Origin of the sequence: Qipengyuania nanhaisediminis (assembly GCF_900115585.1) — a bacterium.
In the GTDB taxonomy this organism is placed as follows: Bacteria; Pseudomonadota; Alphaproteobacteria; order Sphingomonadales; family Sphingomonadaceae; genus Qipengyuania; species Qipengyuania nanhaisediminis.
The window spans coordinates 640,325-663,792 of sequence record NZ_FOWZ01000001.1 but is presented as its reverse complement, the minus strand read 5'-3'; the positions used below and the strand labels follow the sequence as shown (position 1 = coordinate 663,792).

Sequence of the window (23,468 nt, the reverse complement as noted above, 5' to 3'; positions counted from 1 at the left end):
GGTCCTCAAGCAAAAAGGGGCGACCATCGAGGCCGCCCCTTTTCGATCACTGTGTCTACCCGTGGCTTACCACTGGAAGCGGGCGCGCAGGTAGTAGCTGCCGCCGTTGAAGCCGAAGGGCGAACGTTCGCCGTACTTCGCACCGACGATGCCCGAATAGGGGTTCAGCGTCGGGTAGTTGTCGAACATGTTCTGCGCACCGACTGCCAGTTCGAGGCCGTCGATCACTTCATAGCCAAGCTCCGCGTCGAAGGTCAGCTCTGCCGATGCATCGATCGGAAGGGTCGAATCCTCGAGGTGGGCTTCGTAATAGCTGCCGAAGTAGTTCGCGCGCAGGAGTCCGCGGAGACGGCCCTGTTCGTGGGTGATGTTGAGGAACCCCTTCCACTTGGGCAGGCTTTCCTCCAGCTGGCGGACACGGGTAGCCGAGATGGTTTCGCCAACATCGGTCACTTCCGTTTCGGTGTAGTTGATTGCCAGCGTTGCACGCGTTGTGCCGCCTTCGATCGGGTAGAGCCTTGCATTCGCCACGAAGTCGAGACCCTGCGTGCGGGTATCGAAGTCGTTGTTGAAGAAGGTGAAGGCCACGAGGTCTTCGAACCCGGTGAAGTCGTTGCGGTCGATCACCCCTGCACCGTCGAGCTGCGTGAGCAGTTCTGCCGGAGCCGGCGTGAAGGTATCGGTGCAATTGTTTGCCACGCCTTCACGATTGGCGAGATAGCAGAGCGCTGCCGGGAAATCGATCGTCGAGGAACGCGAGATGCGATCCTTCAGCTTGATGTTGAAGTAATCGAGCGTGACCGAGAAATCGCCCATGTCGCCAGCGACACCGAGGGTGAAGCTGTCGGCTTTTTCGGGCCCGAGGGTCGGGCGATCGAGGCCGAGGCCGCCATTGGCGACCGTGTCCGCGATGTAGTCCGAAGCGATCAGGCCGGCAGGGCTGAACAGCGGGAAGGTGCCTTCGTCCTGCAGTTCGCCGTTGGAGAACTGCGTGGTGACGTTGATCACGTTCGCCTGGCCTGCGGTCGGGACGTGGAAACCGGTCGAATAGGTACCGCGAAGGCGCCATGCGTCCGACAGTTTGAACAGGCCGCCCAGTTTCCAGGTCACGGTATCGCCGAAGCTCTTGGTGTCTTCGTAACGAACCGCGCCCTGCAGCGTCAGGGCGTCGATCAGGTCGGCTTCGATATCGATGTAAGCCGCCTTGTTGTCTTCCTTGCTTGTGCCGGCCGAATTGGTGGCGAAGCCGGGGAAGCCGTTCGAGCTGGTCGAGAAGCCCTGTCCGGTCGGATAGGCAGCGCTCGGCTGGGCGAGCGGGCCGAGCTCGAAGGAGGCCGGATCGCCGGCAGTGATGCCGAATTCCTCGTCGCGATATTCGGCACCGGCCGCGATGTAGACGCTGCCCTCACCCAAGGCGAGATTGTAGCCGAGATCGAGGTTGACCACATTTTCCGTCTGCGAATAACCGCCGGGGTTGAATTCGGTCGGCGTGTTCGGGCCAAGCGAAGCGTTCACGGTGTTGCGGATCGAAAAGCTCGATTTGTTGCGACCGTGGCGATAGCTGAGGTCGAAATCGAGCGCGTTGAACAGCTGGCCGCGGATACCGACGGCAGCCGAGTAATCCTCGATATCGCCGCCGAAACGCGGGGTGAAGCCGCCCGGGAACAGCTCGACGAACGAGAAGCAGTTCGCGTCTGCCGAAACCTGCGCCAGGATGGTGGGATCGGGAATCAGGCCGCCCTGCGTAAGCGGGATACCGGCCGGGCAATCGCCTGCCGTATCGATCGATAGGTCACCCACGAGGACCGAAGCGACACCGCCATCTTCCTCGGCAAGGGGAGCGCCCGTCGCAGGATCGACGAAGGGTCCGGCATAGACGCCGCCGCGATTGGTCGGGTTGCGGAAGAAGAAGCCGCCGTCGACGTTACGCTCGGCGTAGTTGCCGAAAGCGTAGAGTTCGATGGCGGGCGAGAGTTCGAGGCCGAAGTTGGCAAAGAACTTCATATCGTCGTTGACGTTCGGCTGGCCCCAGATCTGGGCCGGATCGGCAACGGCGGTATTGCCGGCGGCGATCAGCGCGGCAGCGTCGTCGCGCTGGACGGAGCGGACAGTCGCATCGGATTCGCCATATTCAGCCGACAGGTTGAGGAAACCTGCTGCCGTGACCGGGATGCCGACATTGGCAGCGATGGTGTATTTGTCGCCGTCGCCTTCATAGGTTTCGCCCCATTGGGCGGACACGGTGCCGCCGTCCGGGCTATCCTTGAGGATGAAGTTGAGAACGCCGGCGATCGCGTCCGAACCATATTGCGATGATGCGCCGTCGCGCAGCACCTCGAGTTGCTTGATCGCGATCGACGGGATGACCGAAATGTCGGGGCCCTGCGAGCCGTCCGAGATCCCGCCGCCGAGGAAGGCGATAACCGCAGCACGGTGCTGGCGCTTGCCGTTGACGAGGACCAGCGTGTTATCGGGCGAGAGCCCGCGAAGGTTGGCCGGGCGTACCAGCGTGGCAGCGTCCGAAATCGGCTGCGTGCCGACGTTAAACGAGGGCACCGAAACGCGCAGGACGTTGCCGATGTCGCTATCGGCCTGGTTGTTCAGTTCTGCAGTGGAAACGATATCGACAGGTGCGACGGTGTCCGCAGCCGAGCGGTCGGCCTGGCGGGTACCGGTGACGATGATGGCGCGATCGGCCTGTTCGGCGGCGACTGCATCGGTTTCGATCCGTGTCTGAGAATCCTGCGCCATTGCAGGCGCGGAAGCGACAAGCGCTGCTGCACCACAAAGAAGCGCTGCACGCGTCGCAAGAACACTGTTCTGATTATTAGTCATTACTCTCTCCTCCCGAGAACAAAGCCTAGTGATTGAATCTGACGCCTGAGAACGAACTTGCGCAATAGTATTTCGTGAGGTGGTGAATGAAGCGAAAATTAGTGTGACAGCTTTGCAACATAAAAAGAGGCCGGCCCCGTTAGGGAACCGGCCTGTTAAAGTCTTGTGTTCGCAGGAGGAACATGGGTGGGCGGGGCCGCCCGTGAGGAGAGAGGAGAGAGGAGGCGGCCCCGCCGAGTTGGTGATCAGTTGTAGGCGCGTTCTCCGTGTTCGGAGATATCGAGACCTTCGACTTCGGCGTCTTCGGTGACCCGCAGTCCGATCAGAGCCTTGACGATGAGGCCGGCGATCAGGGTGCCGATACCGGCCCAGGCTATGGTTACGAGGACGCTGAACGTCTGGATCCAGAGCTGCGCGCCGAGAGCGGTCGAACCGTCTCCGGGGCCGCCGAGGAACGGCTGGTAAACGACTGCCGTACCGATGGCGCCGACGATGCCGCCCACGCCGTGGATGCCGAATGCATCGAGGCTGTCGTCATAGCCGAACTTCATCTTTACCTTGGCGACGAAGATGTAGCAGACGGCCGAGCTCAGGATGCCGAGCAGGATCGCGCCGAACGGGCCGCTGTTGCCTGCTGCCGGGGTGACGGCGACGAGGCCTGCGATAACGCCCGAGCAGAAGCCCAGCGCGCTGCCCTTGTGGCCCGCTGCCCGCTCGATGACCATCCAGGTCAGCGCACCGGCTGCAGTGGCGACGAAGGTGTTGATCATCGCAAGACCGGCCGAACCGTCGGCTTCCAGAGCCGAACCGGCGTTGAAGCCGAACCAGCCCACCCACAGCAGGCCCGTGCCGACCATGGTCAGCGTCAGGCTGTGCGGCATCATGGGCTCCTGCGGCCAGCCACGACGCTTGCCGAGGAGGTATGCAAGGACAAGGCCCGAGATACCGGCGTTGATGTGCACCACCGTACCGCCAGCGAAGTCGAGCGCGCCGTCTTCGAACAGCAGACCTCCGCCGGCCCAGACCATGTGTGCGATCGGGAAGTAGACGATGGTCAGCCAGATCGGCACAAATGCCATAACCGCGCTGAACTTCATGCGCTCTGCCGTAGCGCCCAGGATCAGGGCAGCGGTGATGGCTGCGAATGTCATCTGGAAGCTGATGAAGACGTACTTGCTGATGACCTCGTCGGTGAAGGTCGCGGCAGTGCTGCTCGCGTCGGTACCGGAAAGGAAATAGCTGCCACCGCTGATGAAGAGACCGAGAGTGCCTTCATAAGTGGTGTCGCCGAAAGCGAGGCTGTAGCCCCACATCACCCAGATCAGCATGGCGAGCGCGGCAGTGGCGCCGATCTGCGTCATGGTTGAGAGCATGTTCTTCGAACGGGTCAGGCCGCCATAGAACAGGGCCAGGCCCGGAAGAATCATCAGCATCACCAGAACGGTGGCGGTCATCATCCAGGCGTTGTTGCCGGGGTTGGGCACGGCGGCAGCCGCTTCGGCGGCCTCCTGTGCGAAAGCTGCCGTGGCAGTGGTGAACGAGGCGGCAAGGACGCCGGCCCCGGTAAGAATCTTGCGCATGGTCATGGTGCTCTCCTTGCGGCTCACAGCGCGGTTTCGCCGGTTTCGCCGGTGCGGATGCGGGTGGCGTCGGCGAGGTCGAAGACGAAGATCTTCCCGTCGCCGATTGCTTCGGTGCTGGCAGTTTGCTGGATCGTCTCGATGACTTGCGGTGCGAGATCGCCCGCCACTGCGATTTCCAGCTTCACCTTGGGAAGCATGTTGGTCGAATATTCGGCACCGCGATAAATCTCGGTCTGCCCCTTCTGGCGTCCGAAGCCCTTGACCTCGGACACGGTCATTCCGGCCACACCAATGCTCCCGAGCGCTTCGCGCACTTCGTCGAGCTTGAATGGCTTGATGACAGCGATGATGTATTTCACGCCTTCACCCCTCTGGCTGCGCACCGGCCAAGCACCGGCTTTCGCACCTGCAGCACGAAGCGTGCCAAACGCGTATCGGGAGTGTTTTCAGGCTAATTCAGGAGCTCGGGCAGGATGCAATGCCCAATTATTAGGCTGCTGCCTATTTTTCCATCAGCTCCAGCGTCGCAACCACGGGAAGATGGTCAGAAGCCACTGCGGAAAGCGCGGTGTGGTGGACATGCGCCGAATGGCAGGCCCAGTGACGGCTCGCGACGATCCGGTCGAGCGTGGCAACCGGCTGGCGGCTCGGATAGCTTTTCCCCGGCGTGACCACGGTCCAGTCGCTGGCAAATTCGCGCATGGCCCCTGTCGCGCGGCCCCACTGGTTGAAATCGCCCATAATCACCGTCGGCACCGGCTGCGTGGCTGACGCAACGAAATCCAGCAGCGAGCGGATCTGGTCGCGACGACGCAGGCCGGACAGGTCGAGATGCGTGCCGATAACCCGCATCATATGCCCCTCGACCATCAGATCGCCGCAGGCGGCCCCGCGCGGCTCCAGCGTCGGCAGGTCGAGCGCCTCGCCGCCATGGACATCCATCCCGCGCCTGACGAGGATCGCATTGCCATGCCAGCCGATACTGCGCGGGCGCTTGGCCACTTCAACCAGCCGCCAATGCGTGTCGTCGAGTTCGGCGCGCGGAATCGTGGTCGCCCGATCACCGATCCTGCGATCGACTTCCTGAAGTGCGATTATGTCGGCGTCGATTTCGTGGATGACCGAAAGGATGCGCTCGGGATCGCGCTTGCGGTCGAGCCCGACCGCCTTGTGAATGTTGTAGCTGGCGAAAGTAAGCTTCACGCGCGCGCTATTCGCCCCCGATATAGCGGTCGGTCGTGCGCACGGGGATGCCGTCGATACTTGTGTCGCGGCCCTGCTGCTTGGTCAGCCATTCTTCCGGATCGGACTGCTTGTGCGCCTTCTGCAGCGTCGCGCGTTCGTCGCGATATTCCATGAAAGGTACACCCCAGCCGCAGCTAGTCTGGACGCTTTCGACGGCAATGTCGAAAATCTGCCGCGTGCCGGGCAGCAGGTCGAAATGTGCTGCGAGTTCCGCCCAATCCGCGTCCTGAGGCAGCACCGCGCGCCCGGTGCCGTAAATGCGCAGGATCAACGCCGGCCGGTCGAAATTGCAGAACATCAGCGTAATGCGCCCGTCGCGCGAAAGGTGGGCGTGGGTTTCATTGCCCGATCCGGCAAGGTCCAGATAGGCGACACGCCCGGGCCCGAGAACGCGAAATGCATCATAGCCCTTGGGGCTGAGATTGATGCGGGCATCTTCGGCGGCGGTGGCGACAAAGAAGACCGGCTGCTTGCCGATCATCGCGATGTGCTTGTCATCCAGCGCGTCGAAGAATTCCGCCATCAGAGAAAATCCCTGATCGTCTTTATGAACCGGTCGAACTGGTCGTGATGGAGCCAGTGTCCGGCATTTTCGAACTCGATCACCTTGGCATTGTCGAAATGATCGAGCCTGCCGTCGCCTTCGGGATTGGAGGCCCAGCTGTCCGCCCCGTAAAGCAGGAGGGTGGGCGCAGTGATCGCAGACCATGTCTGGTGCAGGAACTCATCGGCGATGTCCTCGACCGCCCAGACGTTGAGATGCGGATCGAATTTCCAGCTGTAGGTTCCGTCCTCGTTGCGGTTCACACCATGGATGGTGAGATGCCGCGCCTGTTCTTCCGTCAGGTAGCTGTTTTCCTCGATCATTCGCGCGAAAGCGGATTCGATGCTGTCGTACTTACGCGGCATCCGTCCCGAAGCTCCGCGCTTTTTCTCGATCCATTCCTTCAAGCGCACGGGATATGGGTCCTCCCGCATCTCGGCCTGCCGCTTGGGGCTGGGACCGAGGCCCTCGATCGCGACGATCTTGGTCACCATTTCGGGGAATGTGCCCGCGTAGCGCAGCGAGACGTTGCCGCCCATCGAGTGGCTGACGATCGTGACCGGGCCGACGCCGAGCTGATGGACCAGCTGCGCAAGGTCATAGACCATGTCGTTGACGTGGTAATTGCCGTCCGAAACCCAGTCGCTGTCGCCGTGGCCGCGGTGATCCATCGCCACGACGTGCCAGTCGTCGCGCAATTCTTCGGCCACCCAGTCCCAGCTGCGCGCATGGTCGCGCCCACCATGAACCAGCACGAGAGGCGGCTTTCCGCGGTTGCCCCAATCGAGGTAATTGAGGCGCAGGCGTTGGGAAATGAAGGTTTGGGAAGTCGGGCCGGTAAGCGTCATGGCGTTCCCATGCCGCGAAGCAGCGCCGCTCGCAAGCCTACCGCTCCTTCGTGGCCGAGAAGGTCAGGTCGGGATTCTTTTCCTGCTGGTAGGAAACGTCCCACGGGCTCTTGGCCATGAACACGAGGTCGCCGTCGCGGTCGCGAGCGAGGTTGGCGCGATTGTATTTCTCGAATTCATCGAGCGCCTTCTCGTCGCCCTTGAGCCACCGCGCGGTCGCGAAGGGCGACGCTTCGAGGCCCGCCTCCACCTTGTATTCGGCCGAAAGGCGGCTGATCAGCACTTCGAGCTGGAGCTGGCCGACCACGCCCACGATGTGCTGGGCGCCGAGTTCGGGATAGAAGACCTGGATCACGCCCTCTTCCGACAGATCGTCGAGCGCCTTGCGCAACTGCTTGGTCTTGGTCGGGTCCTTCAGCTGGACGCGGCGCAGAATTTCCGGTGCGAAATTCGGCAGGCCGGTGAAGCGGATGTCGTTCTTTTCAGACAGCGTATCGCCCACGCGCAGCGTGCCGTGGTTGGGGATGCCGATGATGTCGCCGGGTTCGGCGAAATCCGCGACCTCGCGGTCCTGTGCGAAGAACAGGATCGGCGAATGGATCGAGATCGGCTTGCCGAGGCCCGACGGGGTCAGCTTCATGCCGCGTTTGAAGGTGCCGGACACCTGCCGCATGAAAGCGATGCGGTCGCGGTGGTTGGGGTCCATGTTCGCCTGGACCTTGAAGATGAAGCCGGTGACCTCGTCACGGGTAGGCTCGATCTGTTCGTCACCCGCCGGCTGGGGGCGCGGCGGCGGCGCGTATTTCGCGATCGCCTCGATCAGTTCTGTCACGCCGAAATTCTTGAGTGCCGACCCGAAATAGACCGGGGTGAGGTCGCCATTGCGATAGGCCTCGAGATCGAATTCGGGATAGCCGATCTGCGCCAGTTCGATGTCCTCGGCGAACAGCTCGGGCAACTCCGGGTTTTCGTCGCGCTTGCCCTTAAATTCCTTCGACGGACCTTCCGGCCGCGCCACCGCGCCGGTTTCGAAATCGAGGATGCCTTCGAACTGGCCGCCCATGCCCACCGGATAGGCTTGCGGACTGACGTCGAGCGCCAGCATGTCGGCAATCTCGTCGAGCAGTTCGAACACCGGACGCCCTTCGCGGTCGACCTTGTTGACGAAAGTGATGATCGGCACGCTGCGCAACCGGCAGACCTCGAACAGCTTGCGCGTCTGCGGCTCGATACCCTTCGCGGCGTCGATCACCATGATGGCGGAATCGACGGCAGTCAGCGTGCGATAGGTGTCTTCGGAGAAGTCTTCGTGCCCCGGCGTGTCGAGCAGGTTGAAGGTGATGCCATCGCGCTCGAACGTCATGACAGAGCTGGTCACCGAAATGCCGCGCTGCTGTTCGATCTTCATCCAGTCCGAACGCGCACGACGGGCGGCGCCGCGCGCCTTCACTTCGCCGGCGAGGTGGATCGCGCCGCCGGTAAGCAGCAGCTTCTCGGTCAGCGTCGTCTTACCCGCGTCGGGATGCGAGATGATCGCGAAAGTGCGGCGGGACTGAGTGGTATCGGAATTCGCTTGCGCCATGCGCCGCGCGCTAGACCGACAGCGCCCCCGCGTCCACCGCTAAGCGTGTTGGACAGGGCTTGTCGCCTTAAGCGAATGGAAACACTCGCTATTTAGGTTGAGGCGACGAATTGGGGGGCATCATGTCTATATTACGCAGCATAATGACTATATTTGGCGCTATTTTCTTGGCGTCTTGCGGGAATTCCGGCGAATATTACGAGAAAACGCCTGAACAGGTGACGCATGCTATCAAGAGTGCGCACCTTCCAACACATGTGCTCGGCAAGCAGATCAAGCGCAGCCGCGTCACCCAGCCCGCTCCCGATACGGTGGTCACGACCCTGCTGGGCGAAGGCGGACGCGAAATGATGCACTTCGTCACCACCGTCACGCCCGATGGCACCGGCTCGCGCGTCGCCACCGAGATCGCGATCCCGGAAGGGGTGAAGGAGCGGCTCGACGAAGCCGTGGCGAAGGACCCGATGGCGAATTACGCAATGAATCTGATGCACGTCGTCGCGCGTGAACACGTGGTCGCGGCGATCGAGGGCCGCCCGTTCGACATGACGCTCGGCAACCCGAACGCGCAGGCAGCAATGGAAATGAACCCGCAAATGCGTGCCCAGTTCGAACAGGCGAACAAGGCCGCGTCGGATATGGCCAAATACGAGCAGCAGCTCGATTTCGAACAGAATTACGGCAGCGACTGGGGTGACAGCGGAGCTGGCACAAGCGACGGCTGGGGCAATTGAGCGGGGGCGTCAGCCCTCGCCGCGGGCGACCCGGAAGCCGCCGAAACTCTGGCTGACCGGCATCAATTCGAGCGTATTGATGTTGAGATGCGGCGGCAGCTCGGCGACCCAGCGCACGGTTTCGGCGATATCGCCTGCGGTCATGGGATCGGCGCCGCCATAAAGCGTTTCGTGCGCTTCCTCGTTGCCGCCCGTGCGCACGAGCGTGAATTCGGTTTCCACCATGCCCGGCTCGATCGAGCACACGCGCACGCCCGTGCCATGCAGGTCGGCCCGCAGGCCAAGGCTGAACTGGCGCACGAAGGCCTTGGTCCCGCCATAAGCATTGCCGCCCGGATAGGGATAATTGGCCGCCACGCTCGAGATATTGATGATCGCGCCCTTGCGCTCGATCAGCGCAGGCAAAAGCTTGTGCGTGATCGAAGCCAGGGCCGTGACATTGGTCTCGATCATCGTCTTCCACTGGTCGAGATCGGCCTCCTGCGCAGGAGCCGTGCCAAGCGCCAGGCCGGCGTTGTTCACCAGCAGGTCGATAGCCGCAAACGCTTCGGGAAGATTGGAGAGCGCCTCATCGCGCGCCGCTTCGTCGCGGACGTCGAAGCTGGCCGCATGGACCTTATCCGCACCCAGATCCGCGACCAGTGCGTCCAGCCGTTCCTTGCGCCGCCCCGTCGCCACACAGCGCCAGCCGCTCGCAACCAATGCGCGAACCGTCGCCTCGCCGATCCCCGAAGTTGCGCCAGTGACGAGGGCAGTCTTCATCCGCGCAGCTCCGCACCCTGCTTGGCCGCATTTGCGACGATCTTGTCCGAGATCGCCTTGATCTCTTCGTCGGTAAAAGTCTTCTCGCCGGGGCGCAGCACGACTTCAACCGCGACCGACTTGTGGCCTTCGGGCACTCCCTGGCCGGCAAAGACATCGAAAACGCGAGCGTCGACTATCGCTTTCTTGTCCGCTCCGCGCACTGCTTTAACGAGGTCGCCTGCAGGCAGCTCCGCCGGGACGAGGAACGCGAAGTCGCGGGTCACGTCCTGCAAGGCCGGTGGCGCATAGGTCGCGCGCGCAAATCCGCCCCCGCCTTTCTTCGCCGGGATCGCGTCGAGGAATATCTCGACTGCCACGACCGGACCATCAATGTCGAAAGCCTTGAGCGTGTTGGGATGCAGCGCACCGAAGCGGGCGAGCACGTTCTTCGGGCCGAGACGCAAGGTGGCGGACTGGCCGGGGTGGAACTGCTCGCCAGCCTCGCCCATCACCATCAGGTTGCCGACCGGGGCACCGGCTGATTCTAGCAGCGCAACGGCTTCTGCCTTGGCGTCATAGGCATCGAACTTGGCGCCCTTGCCATTGGACCAGCCGCGCGCGGTCTTCTCTCCGGAAAGCACGACGCCGAGCGTCGGCTTTTCGTCACTCGCGCCATTTGCCCCGCGGAAATAGCGTCGCCCGATTTCGAACAGGCGCGCGCCGTCGGACCCGCGATCGGCATTGCGCTTGGCTGCAGAAAGCAGGCCCGGGATGAGCGAGGGGCGCATGGCCTTCATGTCCTCGCTGATCGGATTGTCCAGAACCCACAGCTGGGCACCGTCCGCGAAATGCTCCGCTTCGGCGGTCGGCAGGAAGGACCATGTGATCGCTTCGTTGAGACCGCGTGCGGCCGCGGCACGGCGCAGCTTGCGCTCCGCCTGCTGGAGCGGGGTTGCCGTCGGCAATGCGACACCGGGACGGCGCGGAAGTGGGGTGCTTTCCACCTCGTCGATACCGTGGATGCGGACCACTTCCTCGACCAAGTCGGCCGGGCCTTCGATATCGTGGCGGCGCGGCGGGCATGTGACCGTCCAGTCATCACTCACTTCGAAATCCAGCGAAGTCAGGATGGCGCGCTGCTCGTCCTGGGGGACTGCAAGGCCGCCGAGACGCTCGGTCAGGTCGGGGTCGAACTCGATCTTCAGCGCTTCGGTCGGCGGAGTGCCTGCGCGCACCACTTCGGTCGGCTCACCACCGCAGGTCTTGGTGATCAGGCTGGTGAGGATGGCGAGGCCATCGTCGAGATATTCCGGATCGACACCGCGCTCGAAACGTGTGCGCGCGTCGGAGGCAAGGCCGAGCTTGCGCCCCGTCACGCCGATGCGCTCCGGATTGAAGTATGCGATCTCGAGCAGGACGTCGGTGGTGCCCTGCGTCGCGCCCGAATGCTCGCCGCCCATGATGCCGGCGATATCGTGCACGCCGTTGTCGTCGGCGATCACGGTCATCGTGTCGTCGAGCGTGTAGGTCTTCTCGTTCAGCGCCTCGACCGTTTCGCCGTTCCTGGCGCGGCGCGCCACGACAGCGCCCGACAGCTTGGCCAGGTCATAAACGTGCGCCGGGCGACCGAAAGCGAGCATCAGGTAATTGGTCGCGTCGACCAGTGCCGAGATCGGGCGCTGGCCTGCCGCAATCAGGCGGCGCTGCATCCACTCGGGCGAAGGCTTGGTGTTGTCGACCCCGCGTACGACGCGGCCATAGAACGCCGGGCATCCTTCCGGATCGTCGGTGCGGATCTCGATCGGGCATGGGCCTGACGTCTCGATAGCCGAGGCTTCGACCGGCTTGAAGGTGCCGAGACCGGCCGCCGCAAGATCGCGCGCGATGCCTTCGACGCCCATGCAGTCGGGGCGGTTCGGGGTAATGGCCACATCGAAAATGGGCGAAGCATCGTGATACTCGGCGAAGGTCTGGCCGACCGGTGCGTCTTCGGGAAGCTCGATGATCCCGTCGTGCTCTTCGCCCAATTCTAGTTCGCGAACCGAACACATCATTCCGTTCGATTCGACTCCGCGGATCGCGCTCCTGCGCAATTCCATGCCGTTCGCCGGGACAACCGCACCGGGCAGACCGAGCACGCCCTTCATGCCGGCCCGCGCATTGGGCGCACCGCACACGACCTGCAGCGGATCGCCCTCACCGGTATCGACAGTCAGCACCTGCAGCTTGTCGGCATCGGGATGCTTGGCTGCGGTCAGCACCTTGGCGACACGAAAGCCTTCCAGCTTTTCTGCCGGGTCCTCGATCCCCTCGACCTCATGGCCGATACGGTTGAGTGCAGCAGCGATGTCCGCGACGCCCGCGTCGGTATCGAGGAAGTACTTCAGCCATTCGAGCGAGAACTTCATGCGCTTGCTCCCACGCCTGCGGAGAGGGTCGGCTGGTCGAAGGGCGAGAAGCCGTAATGATCGAGCCAGCGCTGGTCGCCGTCGAAGAAGGCGCGCAAATCATCCATCCCGTATTTGAGCATCGCGAGGCGGTCGACGCCGACGCCGAATGCGAAACCCTGCCATTCGTCAGGATCCAGCCCGGCGAATTCGATCACGCGGCGGTTGACCATGCCGCTGCCGAGCAATTCCATCCAGCCGTGACCCGGCGCATCGCCGTCCCCGCCAAGCACGCGGCGCCCGTTCACGTCCTGCCAGCCCACATCGACCTCGACCGAAGGTTCGGTGAACGGGAAATAGGAGGGGCGCAGGCGCAACACGATATCGTCGCGCTCGAAGAACGCCTTGAGGAAGGTTTCCAGCGTCCACTTGAGGTGGCCGAGATTGATATCCTTGTCGATGACGAGGCCTTCGACCTGGTGGAACATCGGCGTGTGGGTGGCGTCGCTGTCGGAGCGATAGACGCGGCCCGGCGCGATGATGCGGATCGGCGCGCCCTGCTTGACCATCGAGCGGATCTGCACCGGCGAGGTGTGCGTACGCAGCAGCATGCGGCGCCCCTCGCTGTCCACATCGGGGAAATAGAAGGTGTCATGCATGGCGCGCGCAGGGTGCGTTTCAGCCATGTTGAGCGCGGTGAAGTTGTGCCAGTCGTCTTCGATTTCGGGACCGGTGGCGACCGAGAAACCGAGGTCGGCGAAAATCTCCGCCAGCTCGTCCATTACCTGGCTGACGGGGTGGACGCTTCCCTTTGGCGATTGCGGTTCGGGCAGGGTAAGGTCGAGCGTTTCGGATGCGAGCCGGCGTTCCAGTTCGGCTGCATCGAGCGCATCCTTCTTGGCGGCGATCGCATCGGCGACATCGCTGCGCAGGCCCTGGATCTTCGGCGCTTCACTCTGGCGCTCTTCAGGGCTCATCTTGCCCAGCGTCTTCATCAGTCCGGAAATCGAACCCTGCTTACCAAGCAGTTCGACGCGCAAGCTCTCCAGGGCGGCGGCATCCTGTGCTTCTTCGATACGCGTCAGCGCGCTCTCACGCATTGTAGCCAGATCGGTCATCTATTCCTCGGGAATCCTGTAGGGGGCTGCCTCTAGCGGCATAGGCCGAAATGCTAAAGCCCAGTTTCGGGGTCGAGGGCTAGGTGCGTCGCCAAAACTCGACTTCGCTGTCAGCTTGCGGGTCTTGCCGGCCTGTGAAGCACCTGCACCGCTTCCCCCGCCACCGCCTGGCGCGCCTTGGCGGCCGCACCGAGAACGGGGTGGGGCAATCTCGCATATTCGCGCGGCCCCATTCCCATGAATCGCTTGAAGTCGCGGGTGAACTGGGCCTGGTCGTAATATTGCGGGTCGAGCGTCTCGATCCAGCGCATCGACGGGTCAAGCATGAACTGCGCAAGGCTACGCAGGAAGCGTTGGTGTCGGATCAGGAGCTGTGGCGGAAAGCCGAACACATCCAGGGCGAACCGCTCCAGCGTGCGGGTCGTCATCGCGAGTTTTTCGGCGAGGTGGGCGACAGTTGCGCAACCGGGGTCGAGGAGGGCGCGCTGGGCCTCGACAATTTCCGCTTCACGCTTGCTGGGCTTGGCCAGCAGCTTGCCGAAGAGCGTGAAAATCGCATCTTTCTGCGCGAGGGTGCTGTTGCTGCGGGATATCTGTGTGAGCGGCGTCAATTGCTGCAAATCTGAATCGGCTTCGACATCGCACATTCGGTCCGCATATTCGGCGGCACTTTTGCCGGAGAGCCTTGCCCAGCCGGCGGGGAGTATGCCCACACCCCAGGTGTGGCATGGTGGAGCGACGAATTCGGCAGCATGGCTCGTCGGGCCGGTCATCACGAGGCGTGGCACGTTCACGGGGGTGCCTGGCCCGATACTGGCAGACAGCTCCCCTTCCAGCACGATGCGAAGATTGAACCACTCCGGGTGCAGCCAATCCCGGATCGGCTCCGCCGCGCTGCCAAGCTCAGGCTCGACCACATCGAACCGGTATACGGTCGTAATGAAAGGCCTCAGCTGCTCGGGAGGCAGGAAGAATTCGAGTTCGACGGCCAGCGCGCCGCGCGCAGTGTCGGTCAAGACGCGCTTCCGCCGTCGAGATCCTGCCGCGGCTTGTCGAGCGTCTGCACAGGAGACCCCCAGATGCGCTGACGCTCGGTCATGAACGCGTTGAGGATGGGATGATCGATGGTCGCATATTCGGTCGGACTCATGCCCATGAATTCATGAAACTCGCGCACGAAATGCGGCTGGTCGTGATAGTGCCGGTCGATAGTCCGCGACCAGCTCTCCCCTTCTGACAGCATGAATGCAGCGAGACTGCGCATCATCCGCTGTCGGCGCAGCAGGAACCGCGGCGAAAATCCGAAGTGCCGGTTGCAAAGCCGCTCCAGCGTACGCTTGTGCATCTTTGCCGCGTCGGCAAAGTCGTCGATCGAGGTGAGGTAAGGATCGACCATGGCTTCATGGATCGCGATGATCCGCGTCTCGTCACGCGTCGGCTGCAGATTTTCGCGCAAGACCTGGACCAGCTTTGCAAACTGCTCCTCATCGTCCTGCGATGGCTCACACAGCAATTCGCACAAGTCCGCCAAATGCCGGAAGGTCGGGTGTTTTTCGCCATCGGTGATGATGTTTGCGGATTCGTTGGCGGGCTTGGCTATCAATTTCGCCCAGCCTAGCGGCTTCAGGCCGATGCCCCACATCCTCGTCTCGCCCATCTCGAAATAGACCGGCTTGGAACTGGGGCCGGTTGCCTGGAATCGTGCGCCGTCGACAAAGGACGACTCGGGCGCGTCAGGGTTCACCACCTTCGCGTAGGGCGCGTTTTCGCAGAAGAACCTCAGATTACCCCATTCGGGCTGCAGGTAATCGGTCACCTTGGCCCCGCCACCGATCCTTGTTTCGAGAAGGTAGACCGTCGTCAGGCACGCCGCGAGGTCTTCGGGCGGCGGAAAGAAGCGCACCGTCAGGTCGAAGTCCGTTTCGGGTTGCTGGTCGTGGACCATGCAATCCAAGATATCGGATGGACGGGATTTCGCAAATCCGGCGGCACAAAAAGAAAGGGCGCCTCCCAAAAGGAGACGCCCTTGCTTGCGTTCAAACCTGAAGGTTCGAGCCGATTAGGCCGGAAGAGCCTTCTTGGCCTGCTCGATGATCGCCTTGAAAGCCGCAGCTTCGTTCATGGCGAGATCGGCCATGACCTTACGGTCGAGCTCGATACCGGCAAGCTTGGTGCCGTGCATGAACTGCGAATAGGTCAGACCTTCGGCGCGAACCGCAGCGTTGATACGCTGGATCCACAGAGCGCGGAAGTTGCGCTTCTTGATCTTGCGGTCGCGGTAAGCGTACTGGCCAGCCTTTTCGACGGCCTGGCGAGCGACGCGGATGGTATTCTTGCGGCGACCGCGATAGCCCTTGGCCTGGTCTAGGAGCCGCTTGTGCTTCTGGCGCGTGGTAACGCCGCGTTTAATGCGAGGCATATCTTATTCTCCTTGAGTGTCGCGATCAGTCGAGGCCGTAAGGCGCCCACTTCTTCACCGTCTTGGTGTCGGCTTCCGACAGGACAGTGGTGCCGCGGTTCTGGCGGATATACTTCGCATTGTGGCTGATCAGGCGGTGACGCTTGCCAGCGACGCCGTGCTTGACCTTGCCGTTGGCGGTGATCTTGAAGCGTTTCTTCACACCGCTCTTGGTCTTCAGCTTGGGCATTTTCATCTCCTTTGCAGAGACACGTCGAACCAGCCCTGGCAGCCCTTGTCGCCAGGCCGGCACATGAATCACGTGTCGGTGAAGGCGCGCGAGATAGCGATTCTGCCCGCGAATGCAAGTCAGAAGTGGCTGAGGTAGCCGCCGTCCACGGCCAGGGTCTGCCCGGTGATGTAACTCGCCTCGTCCGAGGCGAGGAAGGCAACCGCCCCCGCGATTTCCTCCGGCTGCCCCCAACGCCCCAGCGAGGTCCGCCGCGAAAGGTGGGCGGCCGTTTCGTCATCGGCGACCATCTCGCTGTTCGCCTCCGTGGCGAAATAGCCGGGCGCGACCGAGTTGACCGTGATACCTGCAGGCCCGAGCTCTGCAGCGAGGGCACGCGTGAGGGCATCCAGCCCGCCCTTGCTGGCCGTATACAGGACATCGCCTCGAGCAATCCGGGCGGCGATGGACGTGATGTTCACGATCCTGCCGCGACCCTTGCGCGTCATATAGGCAGCGGCCCTGCGAGCCAGATCGAACGGCGCCACGAGGTTGACCTCGAGCATTCGGGCCATGTCCGCACGCACGACGTCATCAAGATCGCGCCGGTCTCTCTGGCCGACATTATTCACCAGTATGTCGATCCCGCCCGCGCCTGCCATTTCCTCGATGGCCGCCCGGGTGGCATCGTCGTCGCAAATGTCGAATGGAAGGATCCGGCAATCGCCTGCGATCGCCGCGCGGGCCTCCTCCAGCGCCGAAGCGTCCCTGCCATTCAGCCAGACCTGCGCTCCTCGCTGCGCCAGACGCTCGGCAATCGCAAAGCCGAGCCCTCTCGAGGCACCCGTTACGAGGGCCGATCGGCCCTCCAGCGAAACGCCCGCATCCATTTCAGCCTTTGCCATCCTGACGGCAGGTCAAAGCGCCAGGTCCATCGCTTCCAGGACGTCCTCTAGCCGGGCGGCATCGCCGATAGCCAGCACATTGCCGTCGCTCGCGGAATGCAGCGGCCCGCCGCTCCAGTCGCACATCAGTCCGCCCGCCCCTTCAACCACCGGAGCCAGCGCGGCGAAATCGTGCAGCTTCAAACCCGCTTCGCACACGATGTCGACATGACCGCTCGCCACCAGACCGTAATTGTAGCAGTCGCCGCCATAGATGATCTTGCGTTCGGCCACCGCCTTGGCGAGGCCCATGAAGTGATCGGCCTCCTGGTCGCTGAACTGGTGCGGAGTGGTAGTGGCAAGGACCGCGTCGGACAGCGACCGGCAGGGCGCGGATCGCACGGGCTTGCCGTTGAAAGTCGTCTCCTTGCCGGAGAATCCAGCCCAGCGTTCGCGTCCGATTGGCTGGTCGATGATGCCCAGAACCGGGAAGCCGTCCTGCAGCAGCGCGATAAGGGTCCCGAAAATCGGCCTTCCGGCAATGAAGCTGGTGGTGCCGTCGATCGGATCGAGCACCCATTGCCGCCCTGCGCCCTCGTTGCGGGTGCCATATTCTTCCCCGACAATACCATCATCCGGATACTCCGCCTCGATCAGCGCGCGCATCGCTGCCTCGGCAGCGCGGTCGGCTTCGGTGACGAAGCTGGAGTCGGATTTCTTCTCCTGTTCCCAGTTGCCGCGAAACAGGGGGCGAATGGCATCGCCCGCCGCATCGGCAAGGCGGTTGGCGAAGGTAAGATCGGAACTTGTTGGCATGGGCCTGCATTTGCTGTCTTAAGGTCCGCGGTCAAGCTCGCTTGATCGCGCCTCCGCCTTCGGGTCGTACTGAAGGGGAATTTCGTGACCACGTCGAAAGACGACCAGGAGAAGCCGGCCAACGGTAAGGCCGATGCAGACCTGCCTCCGATTCAGTCACATACTGGGTCCACGCGGCAGGGCATGCCGCTTGCCCTGAACCGGGCACCCGGAAAGGACCTGCAGGACTGGATCATGCGCATCGGCGTGACGTCGGTCGACATGCCAGAAGGCGCATCGATCGAGTGCATGTCATTGTGCGAACATCCGGTCATCCGCATGATCTACGGCGCGAAATGGACTGCGTGGACAGCCGATGGAAAAATCGAATACGAGCCCGGCAACAAAGGCCTCGTGCTCTATTTCGGCCCCGAAACAAAGGCGATGAACCTCAGGGTCGATGGATCCTTCCGCGTGGTTTCCATCAACTGCACCTCGGCATTCGCGACGAATTTCGGACTGCCGGACCCCCGCGATACGCTCGATCGCATCCTTCCGTTCGATCCCATTAGCGGTCTCCAGAAGATCGCGCCTGGCCACCACCCGCAAGAAGATCCCCATGCTTGGCTCGATGCGAGCGAGGCTGCATTGCGCGACTCCCTGCACGCAGCATCGCCGGACAGGCCGCATGATCTGCTGGACGAGTTCGAGCGGCTGACTCTTACCAAACCCACCGCCAGCCTTTCCGAATTTGCGGCCGACCGCGACATCACACCGCGCACGCTTGAGCGCACTATTTCGCGAAATTGGGGAGTGACGCCAAAATTCGCGCTCCGGCGAGCCCGCGCGCTCGACATGGCGGCGGCTCTCCTGGGTGTTGCCGATACCTCCGAGGAGCCCGAGCTGCGCCTGCGTTATTTCGACCAATCGCACATGACGCGCGAGATGCGTCACTTCTTCGACCACACGCCGGGCGCCATGCAGACGGGCGACTGCCCGCTCCTGCGGATCACGATGGAAATTCGCCAGTCGCGCAGGCTCGAGGCCATCGCCAAGCTTGCGGGGTCGGAAAAACCTTCGTGGCGCGACCCGTCGGCCGAGCCGGGTACCGACTAGCCCTCAGTCGAAGAGCGAGCTGACCGAACTTTCGTCGGCGATCCGCCGGACAGCTTCGCCGATCAGCGGGGCGATGGTCAGGATGCGGATGCGTTCGGAATCCGAGGCCGCATCCGTCGGCTTGATGGAATCGGTGATGACCAGTTCCTTCAGAGCCGACCCGTCGACGCGCGCGACCGCACCACCGGAAAGAACGCCGTGCGTAATATAGGCCGCCACCGAAGCGGCGCCTTGGTCGAGCAGCGCCTGGGCCGCGTTGCACAGCGTGCCGCCCGAATCGATGATATCGTCGATCAGGATGCAGTGACGGCCCGATACGTCGCCGATGATGTTCATGACTTCGCTTTCGCCCGGACGATCGCGGCGCTTGTCCACGATGGCCAGCGGTGCATTGTCGAGGCGCTTAGCCAATGCGCGTGCGCGCACGACGCCGCCGACGTCGGGCGAAACGACCATGAGGTCCTGGTCGCCGTACCGCGCCTGGATGTCGGCAGCCATGACCGGCGCCGCATAGAGATTGTCGGTCGGGATATCGAAGAAGCCCTGGATCTGGCCTGCGTGCAAATCGACCGAGAGAACGCGGTCGGCACCTGCCTCGGTGATGAGGTTCGCTACCAGCTTGGCCGAGATCGGCGTACGCGGTCCGGGTTTCCGGTCCTGCCGGGCATAGCCGAAATAAGGGACCACGGCGGTGATGCGCCGCGCCGAAGCGCGCTTGAGCGCATCGATGCAGATCAGCAATTCCATGAGATTGTCGTTCGCCGGATAGCTGGTCGACTGGACGACGAAGACATCCTCGCCGCGCACATTCTCGTGGATCTCCACGAAGATTTCTTCATCGGCGAAGCGGCGCACCTGCGCATCGACGAGAGGCATTTCGAGATAGCCTGCGATCGCACGCGCGAGCGGCAGGTTCGAATTGGCGGCCATGATCTTCATGTGAGCGAATCCCGTGTCGGCTGGCAGTCACTCCCGCCTAGCGACACGTCATGGGATTGCAACATGACAAGCGGGGCATTCCCCGCTTCGCTGGTTATTTCGTGCGATGTTCGCCCTTGATCCAGCGCACCGTGCCGCTGGAGGCGCGCATGACCACGCTTTCGGTCGTCATCTTGCCGCCGCGCAGGTACTTCACGCCTTCGAGCAGGCTGCCCGAGGTGACGCCGGTCGCGGCAAAGATGCAGTCGCCCTTCACCAGATCGTCCCGCGTGTAGATACGGTCGAGATCGGTGATGCCCCATTTCGCAGCGCGGGCCTTTTCGTCGTCGTTGCGGAACACCAGCCGTCCATTGAACTGGCCTCCGACACAGCGCAGCGCGGCTGCGGCCAGCACACCTTCGGGTGCGCCGCCCTGGCCCATGTACATGTCGATCGTGGTTTCTTCGTCCGTCACTGCGATCACGCCTGCCACATCGCCATCGCCGATCAGGACAACGCCGCATCCCAGCGAGCGCAATTCGGCGATCAGGTCGGCATGCCGGGGACGGTCGAGCACGCAGACGATGATGTCGCCCGGCTCCACACCCTTGGCCTCGGCGACGGCTTTCACGTTCTCGGTCGGCGATTTGGCGAGATCGATAATGCCTTCGGGATAGCCCGGGCCGACCGCGAGCTTGTCCATGTAGACATCGGGCGCGTTGAGCAGGCAGCCTTCTTCGGCTGCTGCCAGCACGGCCAGCGAATTGGGCCCGGCCTTTGCGGTGATGGTCGTGCCTTCCAGCGGGTCGAGAGCGATGTCGATTTTTGGCCCCTTGCCCGGTGCGCCGCCGACCTTTTCACCGATGAACAGCATCGGCGCCTCGTCACGCTCGCCCTCGCCGATGACGACCGTGCCATCCATATAAAGGGTGTCGAATGCCTTGCGCATCGCTTCGACTGCAGCAGCGTCGGCGGCCTTCTCGTCGCCGCGGCCGATCAATTTCGACGCAGCAACCGCTGCCGCTTCGGTCACGCGGACCATTTCAAGGACGAGGACGCGGTCGAGGGAATTTTCAGCAGGCGAGTTCATGGGGTGTTCAGTCCTTGGAGCGAGTTTGGGGCCCAGGTGGATGGCCCGCGAATTCGTATGCGCGGGCCGATATACGCAGGAGCATCATCTTGTCGAGACTTGGCTGGACGGGCCTCTGCATTCTTCTGGCTTCGGTCTCCCAGCCGGCCTTGGCGCAGGAGGCGCTGGAAGCCCAGTCAGCCACGCCGCCGGAGCGGATCGACCTGCTGGTACCCGAAGAGGTGGACGACGAAGACGAGCAGCGTCTCGAGGATTGCAGCGAGGAACAGGACGCGGCGGAAATCTCCCGCGAGATCATCGTCTGCCGCCGTCGTAACACCGAAAATTCGAGATATTACGACAAGGACGAAACAGAACGACGCATCGCTGCGCGCTCGCAAGGTCAGAAGCCCGTAGATACTTTCGGCATCCCCAATCACGGATTTGTGGCAGCGCGGGGCTGTTTCATCGGCCCGTGCCCGCCCCCGATGCCCGTCCTTATCGACGTCGGTGCCTTGCCCGAAGCACCGCCGGGATCAGACGCGGACAGAGCCGCGCGCGGTCTGGCCCCGCGCGGAAACGACGGCCTCGTCGCGCCTGGCCCTGGCGAAGCAGAAATCGTTCACAGCGCTGGTATGCAGGACAATGCCGAGCAGCTCGGCCTGCCCGAGCCCGACCTGCACGACGATGAGGAGGTCAGTCCTTCAGGATCGGCATCACCAGAGGAGCAGCCGTCAGGCTAGGCGAGCCCTCCAAGAGCGAAAGCGCTTCGGTTACGCAGCGCTCCGGCCCTTCGTGGGTCACCATCGCCACCTGGACTTCGCCGCCATCGTGGTCGCGGCTGCGCTGGATCATGCTTTCGATCGAAACGCCCGCATCGCGCATGGCGGCGGTTATCTCGGCCAGCACACCGGGCCGGTCCGCAACTGTAAAGCGCAAATAGTCTCGCCCGATCCTGTCGCCGGGGTCGGCCGCAGCGCAGCTTTGCAGCGCCGTGACGGGGACCGAGAACGGCGCGCCGCTCTGGCCGCGCGCGATTTCGATGAGATCCGCGACCACGGCGCTGGCGGTCGGCTTGTCGCCTGCCCCTGCCCCCTGGAATAGCAACCTGCCCGAAAAATCGCCTTCCGCGACCACGGCATTCGTCGGGCCGGTCACCGCTGCAAGCGGGTGGCGGAACGGCACGAGGCACGGGCGCACCCGCTGCAGCAGGCGCGGCCCCTCTCCGTGGTCCTCCAGCGTGGCGATACCGACCAGCCGCACCACGTAACCGAGTGCATCCGCTTGGGCGATGTCGCTCGCCCGGACCTGCGTTATGCCTTCGGTCTGGACGGCATCGAAATCGATCCGCGTCCCGAATCCGATGGCTGCAAGTATCGCCAGCTTGTGCGCGGCGTCCACGCCTTCGATGTCGAAAGCCGGATCGGCTTCGGCGTAGCCCTTCTCCTGCGCGGCCTGAAGCATCTCGTCGAAGTCGGCGCCCGTGCGCTCCATCTCCGACAACACGTAATTACAGGTGCCGTTGAGAATGCCGTAGATACGGTTGAGCGCATTTGCGGCAGTACCTTCGCGCAATCCCTTTACGACCGGGATACCGCCAGCCACCGCAGCTTCGAAAGCGAAGGGCGACTTCTTGATCGCGGCGAGTTCGGCCAGCTCGAGCCCGTGATGGGCCACCATCGCCTTGTTCGCAGTGACCAGGCCCTTGCCTGCATCGAGGGCGGAGCGGGCGAGCGTGAGCGCGGGGCCGTCGGAGCCGCCGACCAGTTCGACAACGACATCGACATCCGCGCGGGCCGCCATGGCCTGCATGTCGTCGACCCAGGCATACCGGGAAAGGTCGACGCCCCTGTCCTTGCTCCGCTCGCGAGCAGTCACCGCGACGATCTCTATCGGCCTGCCGGCGCGGGCAGCGATCATGTCGCGGTTGGTTTCGATCAAGCGGATCACTCCGGTGCCGACAGTGCCGAGACCTGCCAGCGCTATGCGCAAGGGATCAGACATCGGCGCCCTCCCGTGCCGGGAAACCGAAAGCCTCGCGCACCGCGTCGGGCACAGGAGTAGGGCGACCTTCGGGCAGGTCGACATGAACATTGTAGAGACGAATCTCCGCGCGAAGGTCGCCTTCTTCCGCGCCGTGAAGCGTGATGAGCGTCTCCATGCTCGAATTGCCGATCCGGACCACCGTAAGGCGGCCCTCGATCAATTCTTCGAGGCGGATTGGCGCGAGATAATCGACTTCCGCGCGGCGCACGTGGAATTCGACGTCGGTTGGCATTCCGCGCTCCCGCGCTTCGCGGAAAAATTCGCTGACGAGGACGTCGGCGTATTCGAGATAGCGCGAATTGAAGACGACGCTTTGGGGGTCGACCTCTGCGTAGCGCACGCGGAATGTATGACGATAGGGATCCATGCGGGACCGCCTAGCGCAGCATATGC

General features: G+C 63.0%; 23 protein-coding genes. 3 read left to right on the top strand and 20 right to left on the bottom strand.

What is annotated here, in order from left to right; translation table 11 throughout:
• Nucleotides 1–66: 66 nt before the first annotated feature.
• From BM173_RS03395 to BM173_RS03365, 7 genes are all read right to left on the bottom strand, one after another.
• Nucleotides 67–2,835 carry a TonB-dependent receptor plug domain-containing protein gene (locus BM173_RS03395; RefSeq protein ID WP_090477282.1) on the bottom strand — a complete coding sequence of 923 codons (2,769 nt, stop codon included), beginning with the start codon at nucleotides 2,833–2,835 and terminating at the stop codon, nucleotides 67–69.
• A 245-nt stretch (nucleotides 2,836–3,080) separates the two neighbouring features.
• Complete coding sequence (locus BM173_RS03390; RefSeq protein WP_090478453.1) at nucleotides 3,081–4,421, bottom strand: ammonium transporter; 1,341 nt, start codon at nucleotides 4,419–4,421, stop codon at nucleotides 3,081–3,083.
• 17 nt (nucleotides 4,422–4,438) lie between these two features.
• A complete protein-coding gene (locus BM173_RS03385; RefSeq protein WP_090478450.1) occupies nucleotides 4,439–4,777 on the bottom strand; it encodes a P-II family nitrogen regulator in 339 nt (112 codons plus the stop codon).
• 142 nt (nucleotides 4,778–4,919) lie between these two features.
• Nucleotides 4,920–5,621 carry an endonuclease/exonuclease/phosphatase family protein gene (locus tag BM173_RS03380; RefSeq protein ID WP_090477280.1) on the bottom strand — a complete coding sequence of 234 codons (702 nt, stop codon included), beginning with the start codon at nucleotides 5,619–5,621 and terminating at the stop codon, nucleotides 4,920–4,922.
• Between the two features lie 7 nt (nucleotides 5,622–5,628).
• Nucleotides 5,629–6,186, bottom strand: coding sequence for a pyridoxamine 5'-phosphate oxidase family protein (locus tag BM173_RS03375; protein ID WP_090477278.1), 558 nt, complete (start codon nucleotides 6,184–6,186; stop codon nucleotides 5,629–5,631).
• Nucleotides 6,186–7,055 carry an alpha/beta fold hydrolase gene (locus BM173_RS03370; protein WP_090477276.1) on the bottom strand — a complete coding sequence of 290 codons (870 nt, stop codon included), beginning with the start codon at nucleotides 7,053–7,055 and terminating at the stop codon, nucleotides 6,186–6,188. The genes BM173_RS03375 and BM173_RS03370 overlap by 1 nt, the downstream gene beginning before the upstream one ends.
• A 37-nt stretch (nucleotides 7,056–7,092) precedes the next feature.
• Entirely contained in the window at nucleotides 7,093–8,637 is a 1,545-nt protein-coding gene (locus BM173_RS03365; protein WP_090477274.1) for a peptide chain release factor 3, read from the bottom strand.
• Between the two features lie 143 nt (nucleotides 8,638–8,780).
• On the opposite strand from BM173_RS03365, the gene BM173_RS03360 reads away from it, so the two are divergent.
• Nucleotides 8,781–9,371, top strand: coding sequence for a hypothetical protein (locus BM173_RS03360; protein ID WP_090477272.1), 591 nt, complete (start codon nucleotides 8,781–8,783; stop codon nucleotides 9,369–9,371).
• A 9-nt stretch (nucleotides 9,372–9,380) separates the two neighbouring features.
• On the opposite strand, the gene BM173_RS03355 is transcribed toward BM173_RS03360, so the two are convergent.
• From BM173_RS03355 to hisN, 9 genes are all read right to left on the bottom strand, one after another.
• Complete coding sequence (locus tag BM173_RS03355) at nucleotides 9,381–10,133, bottom strand: SDR family NAD(P)-dependent oxidoreductase (protein WP_090477270.1); 753 nt, start codon at nucleotides 10,131–10,133, stop codon at nucleotides 9,381–9,383.
• Nucleotides 10,130–12,523 carry a phenylalanine--tRNA ligase subunit beta gene (gene pheT, locus BM173_RS03350; protein WP_090477268.1) on the bottom strand — a complete coding sequence of 798 codons (2,394 nt, stop codon included), beginning with the start codon at nucleotides 12,521–12,523 and terminating at the stop codon, nucleotides 10,130–10,132. Before pheT ends, BM173_RS03355 begins: the two co-directional genes overlap by 4 nt.
• Nucleotides 12,520–13,620: a phenylalanine--tRNA ligase subunit alpha gene (gene pheS, locus BM173_RS03345; RefSeq protein WP_090477265.1), complete on the bottom strand. Its 1,101-nt coding sequence runs from the start codon at nucleotides 13,618–13,620 to the stop codon at nucleotides 12,520–12,522. The genes pheT and pheS overlap by 4 nt, the downstream gene beginning before the upstream one ends.
• Nucleotides 13,621–13,730: 110 nt before the next feature.
• A complete protein-coding gene (locus tag BM173_RS03340) occupies nucleotides 13,731–14,636 on the bottom strand; it encodes a helix-turn-helix domain-containing protein (protein WP_245755738.1) in 906 nt (301 codons plus the stop codon).
• The gene (locus BM173_RS03335; protein WP_090477263.1) at nucleotides 14,633–15,565 is read right to left on the bottom strand and encodes a helix-turn-helix domain-containing protein; all 933 of its coding nucleotides are present in this window, start codon (nucleotides 15,563–15,565) and stop codon (nucleotides 14,633–14,635) included. The genes BM173_RS03340 and BM173_RS03335 overlap by 4 nt, the downstream gene beginning before the upstream one ends.
• A 114-nt stretch (nucleotides 15,566–15,679) precedes the next feature.
• Complete coding sequence (gene rplT, locus BM173_RS03330; protein ID WP_090477261.1) at nucleotides 15,680–16,039, bottom strand: 50S ribosomal protein L20; 360 nt, start codon at nucleotides 16,037–16,039, stop codon at nucleotides 15,680–15,682.
• 25 nt (nucleotides 16,040–16,064) lie between these two features.
• Nucleotides 16,065–16,268 carry a 50S ribosomal protein L35 gene (gene rpmI, locus BM173_RS03325; protein WP_040964345.1) on the bottom strand — a complete coding sequence of 68 codons (204 nt, stop codon included), beginning with the start codon at nucleotides 16,266–16,268 and terminating at the stop codon, nucleotides 16,065–16,067.
• 119 nt (nucleotides 16,269–16,387) lie between these two features.
• The gene (locus BM173_RS03320) at nucleotides 16,388–17,152 is read right to left on the bottom strand and encodes an SDR family oxidoreductase (protein WP_245755737.1); all 765 of its coding nucleotides are present in this window, start codon (nucleotides 17,150–17,152) and stop codon (nucleotides 16,388–16,390) included.
• Nucleotides 17,153–17,164: 12 nt separating this feature from the next.
• Nucleotides 17,165–17,947 (bottom strand): histidinol-phosphatase, encoded by a 783-nt coding sequence (gene hisN / locus BM173_RS03315; RefSeq protein ID WP_090477260.1) that lies wholly within the window; start codon nucleotides 17,945–17,947, stop codon nucleotides 17,165–17,167.
• An 84-nt stretch (nucleotides 17,948–18,031) separates the two neighbouring features.
• Between hisN and BM173_RS03310 the strand changes: the two genes are divergently transcribed.
• Complete coding sequence (locus tag BM173_RS03310; RefSeq protein WP_090477258.1) at nucleotides 18,032–19,042, top strand: helix-turn-helix domain-containing protein; 1,011 nt, start codon at nucleotides 18,032–18,034, stop codon at nucleotides 19,040–19,042.
• A gap of 3 nt (nucleotides 19,043–19,045) precedes the next feature.
• Here BM173_RS03310 and BM173_RS03305 read toward each other — a convergent pair whose 3' ends face one another.
• Both BM173_RS03305 and glpX read right to left on the bottom strand, forming a co-directional pair.
• A complete protein-coding gene (locus tag BM173_RS03305; RefSeq protein WP_090477256.1) occupies nucleotides 19,046–19,981 on the bottom strand; it encodes a ribose-phosphate pyrophosphokinase in 936 nt (311 codons plus the stop codon).
• Nucleotides 19,982–20,075: 94 nt separating this feature from the next.
• Nucleotides 20,076–21,050, bottom strand: a complete 975-nt coding sequence (gene glpX / locus BM173_RS03300) for a class II fructose-bisphosphatase (RefSeq protein ID WP_090477254.1) — start codon at nucleotides 21,048–21,050, stop codon at nucleotides 20,076–20,078.
• 89 nt (nucleotides 21,051–21,139) lie between these two features.
• Between glpX and BM173_RS03295 the strand changes: the two genes are divergently transcribed.
• Entirely contained in the window at nucleotides 21,140–21,772 is a 633-nt protein-coding gene (locus tag BM173_RS03295; protein ID WP_143089555.1) for a hypothetical protein, read from the top strand.
• On the opposite strand, the gene BM173_RS03290 is transcribed toward BM173_RS03295, so the two are convergent.
• Both BM173_RS03290 and BM173_RS03285 read right to left on the bottom strand, forming a co-directional pair.
• Entirely contained in the window at nucleotides 21,726–23,033 is a 1,308-nt protein-coding gene (locus BM173_RS03290) for a homoserine dehydrogenase (RefSeq protein ID WP_090477250.1), read from the bottom strand. The genes BM173_RS03295 and BM173_RS03290 overlap by 47 nt on opposite strands.
• Nucleotides 23,026–23,442, bottom strand: a complete 417-nt coding sequence (locus tag BM173_RS03285) for an acyl-CoA thioesterase (RefSeq protein ID WP_090477248.1) — start codon at nucleotides 23,440–23,442, stop codon at nucleotides 23,026–23,028. The genes BM173_RS03290 and BM173_RS03285 overlap by 8 nt, the downstream gene beginning before the upstream one ends.
• Nucleotides 23,443–23,468: the final 26 nt, after the last annotated feature.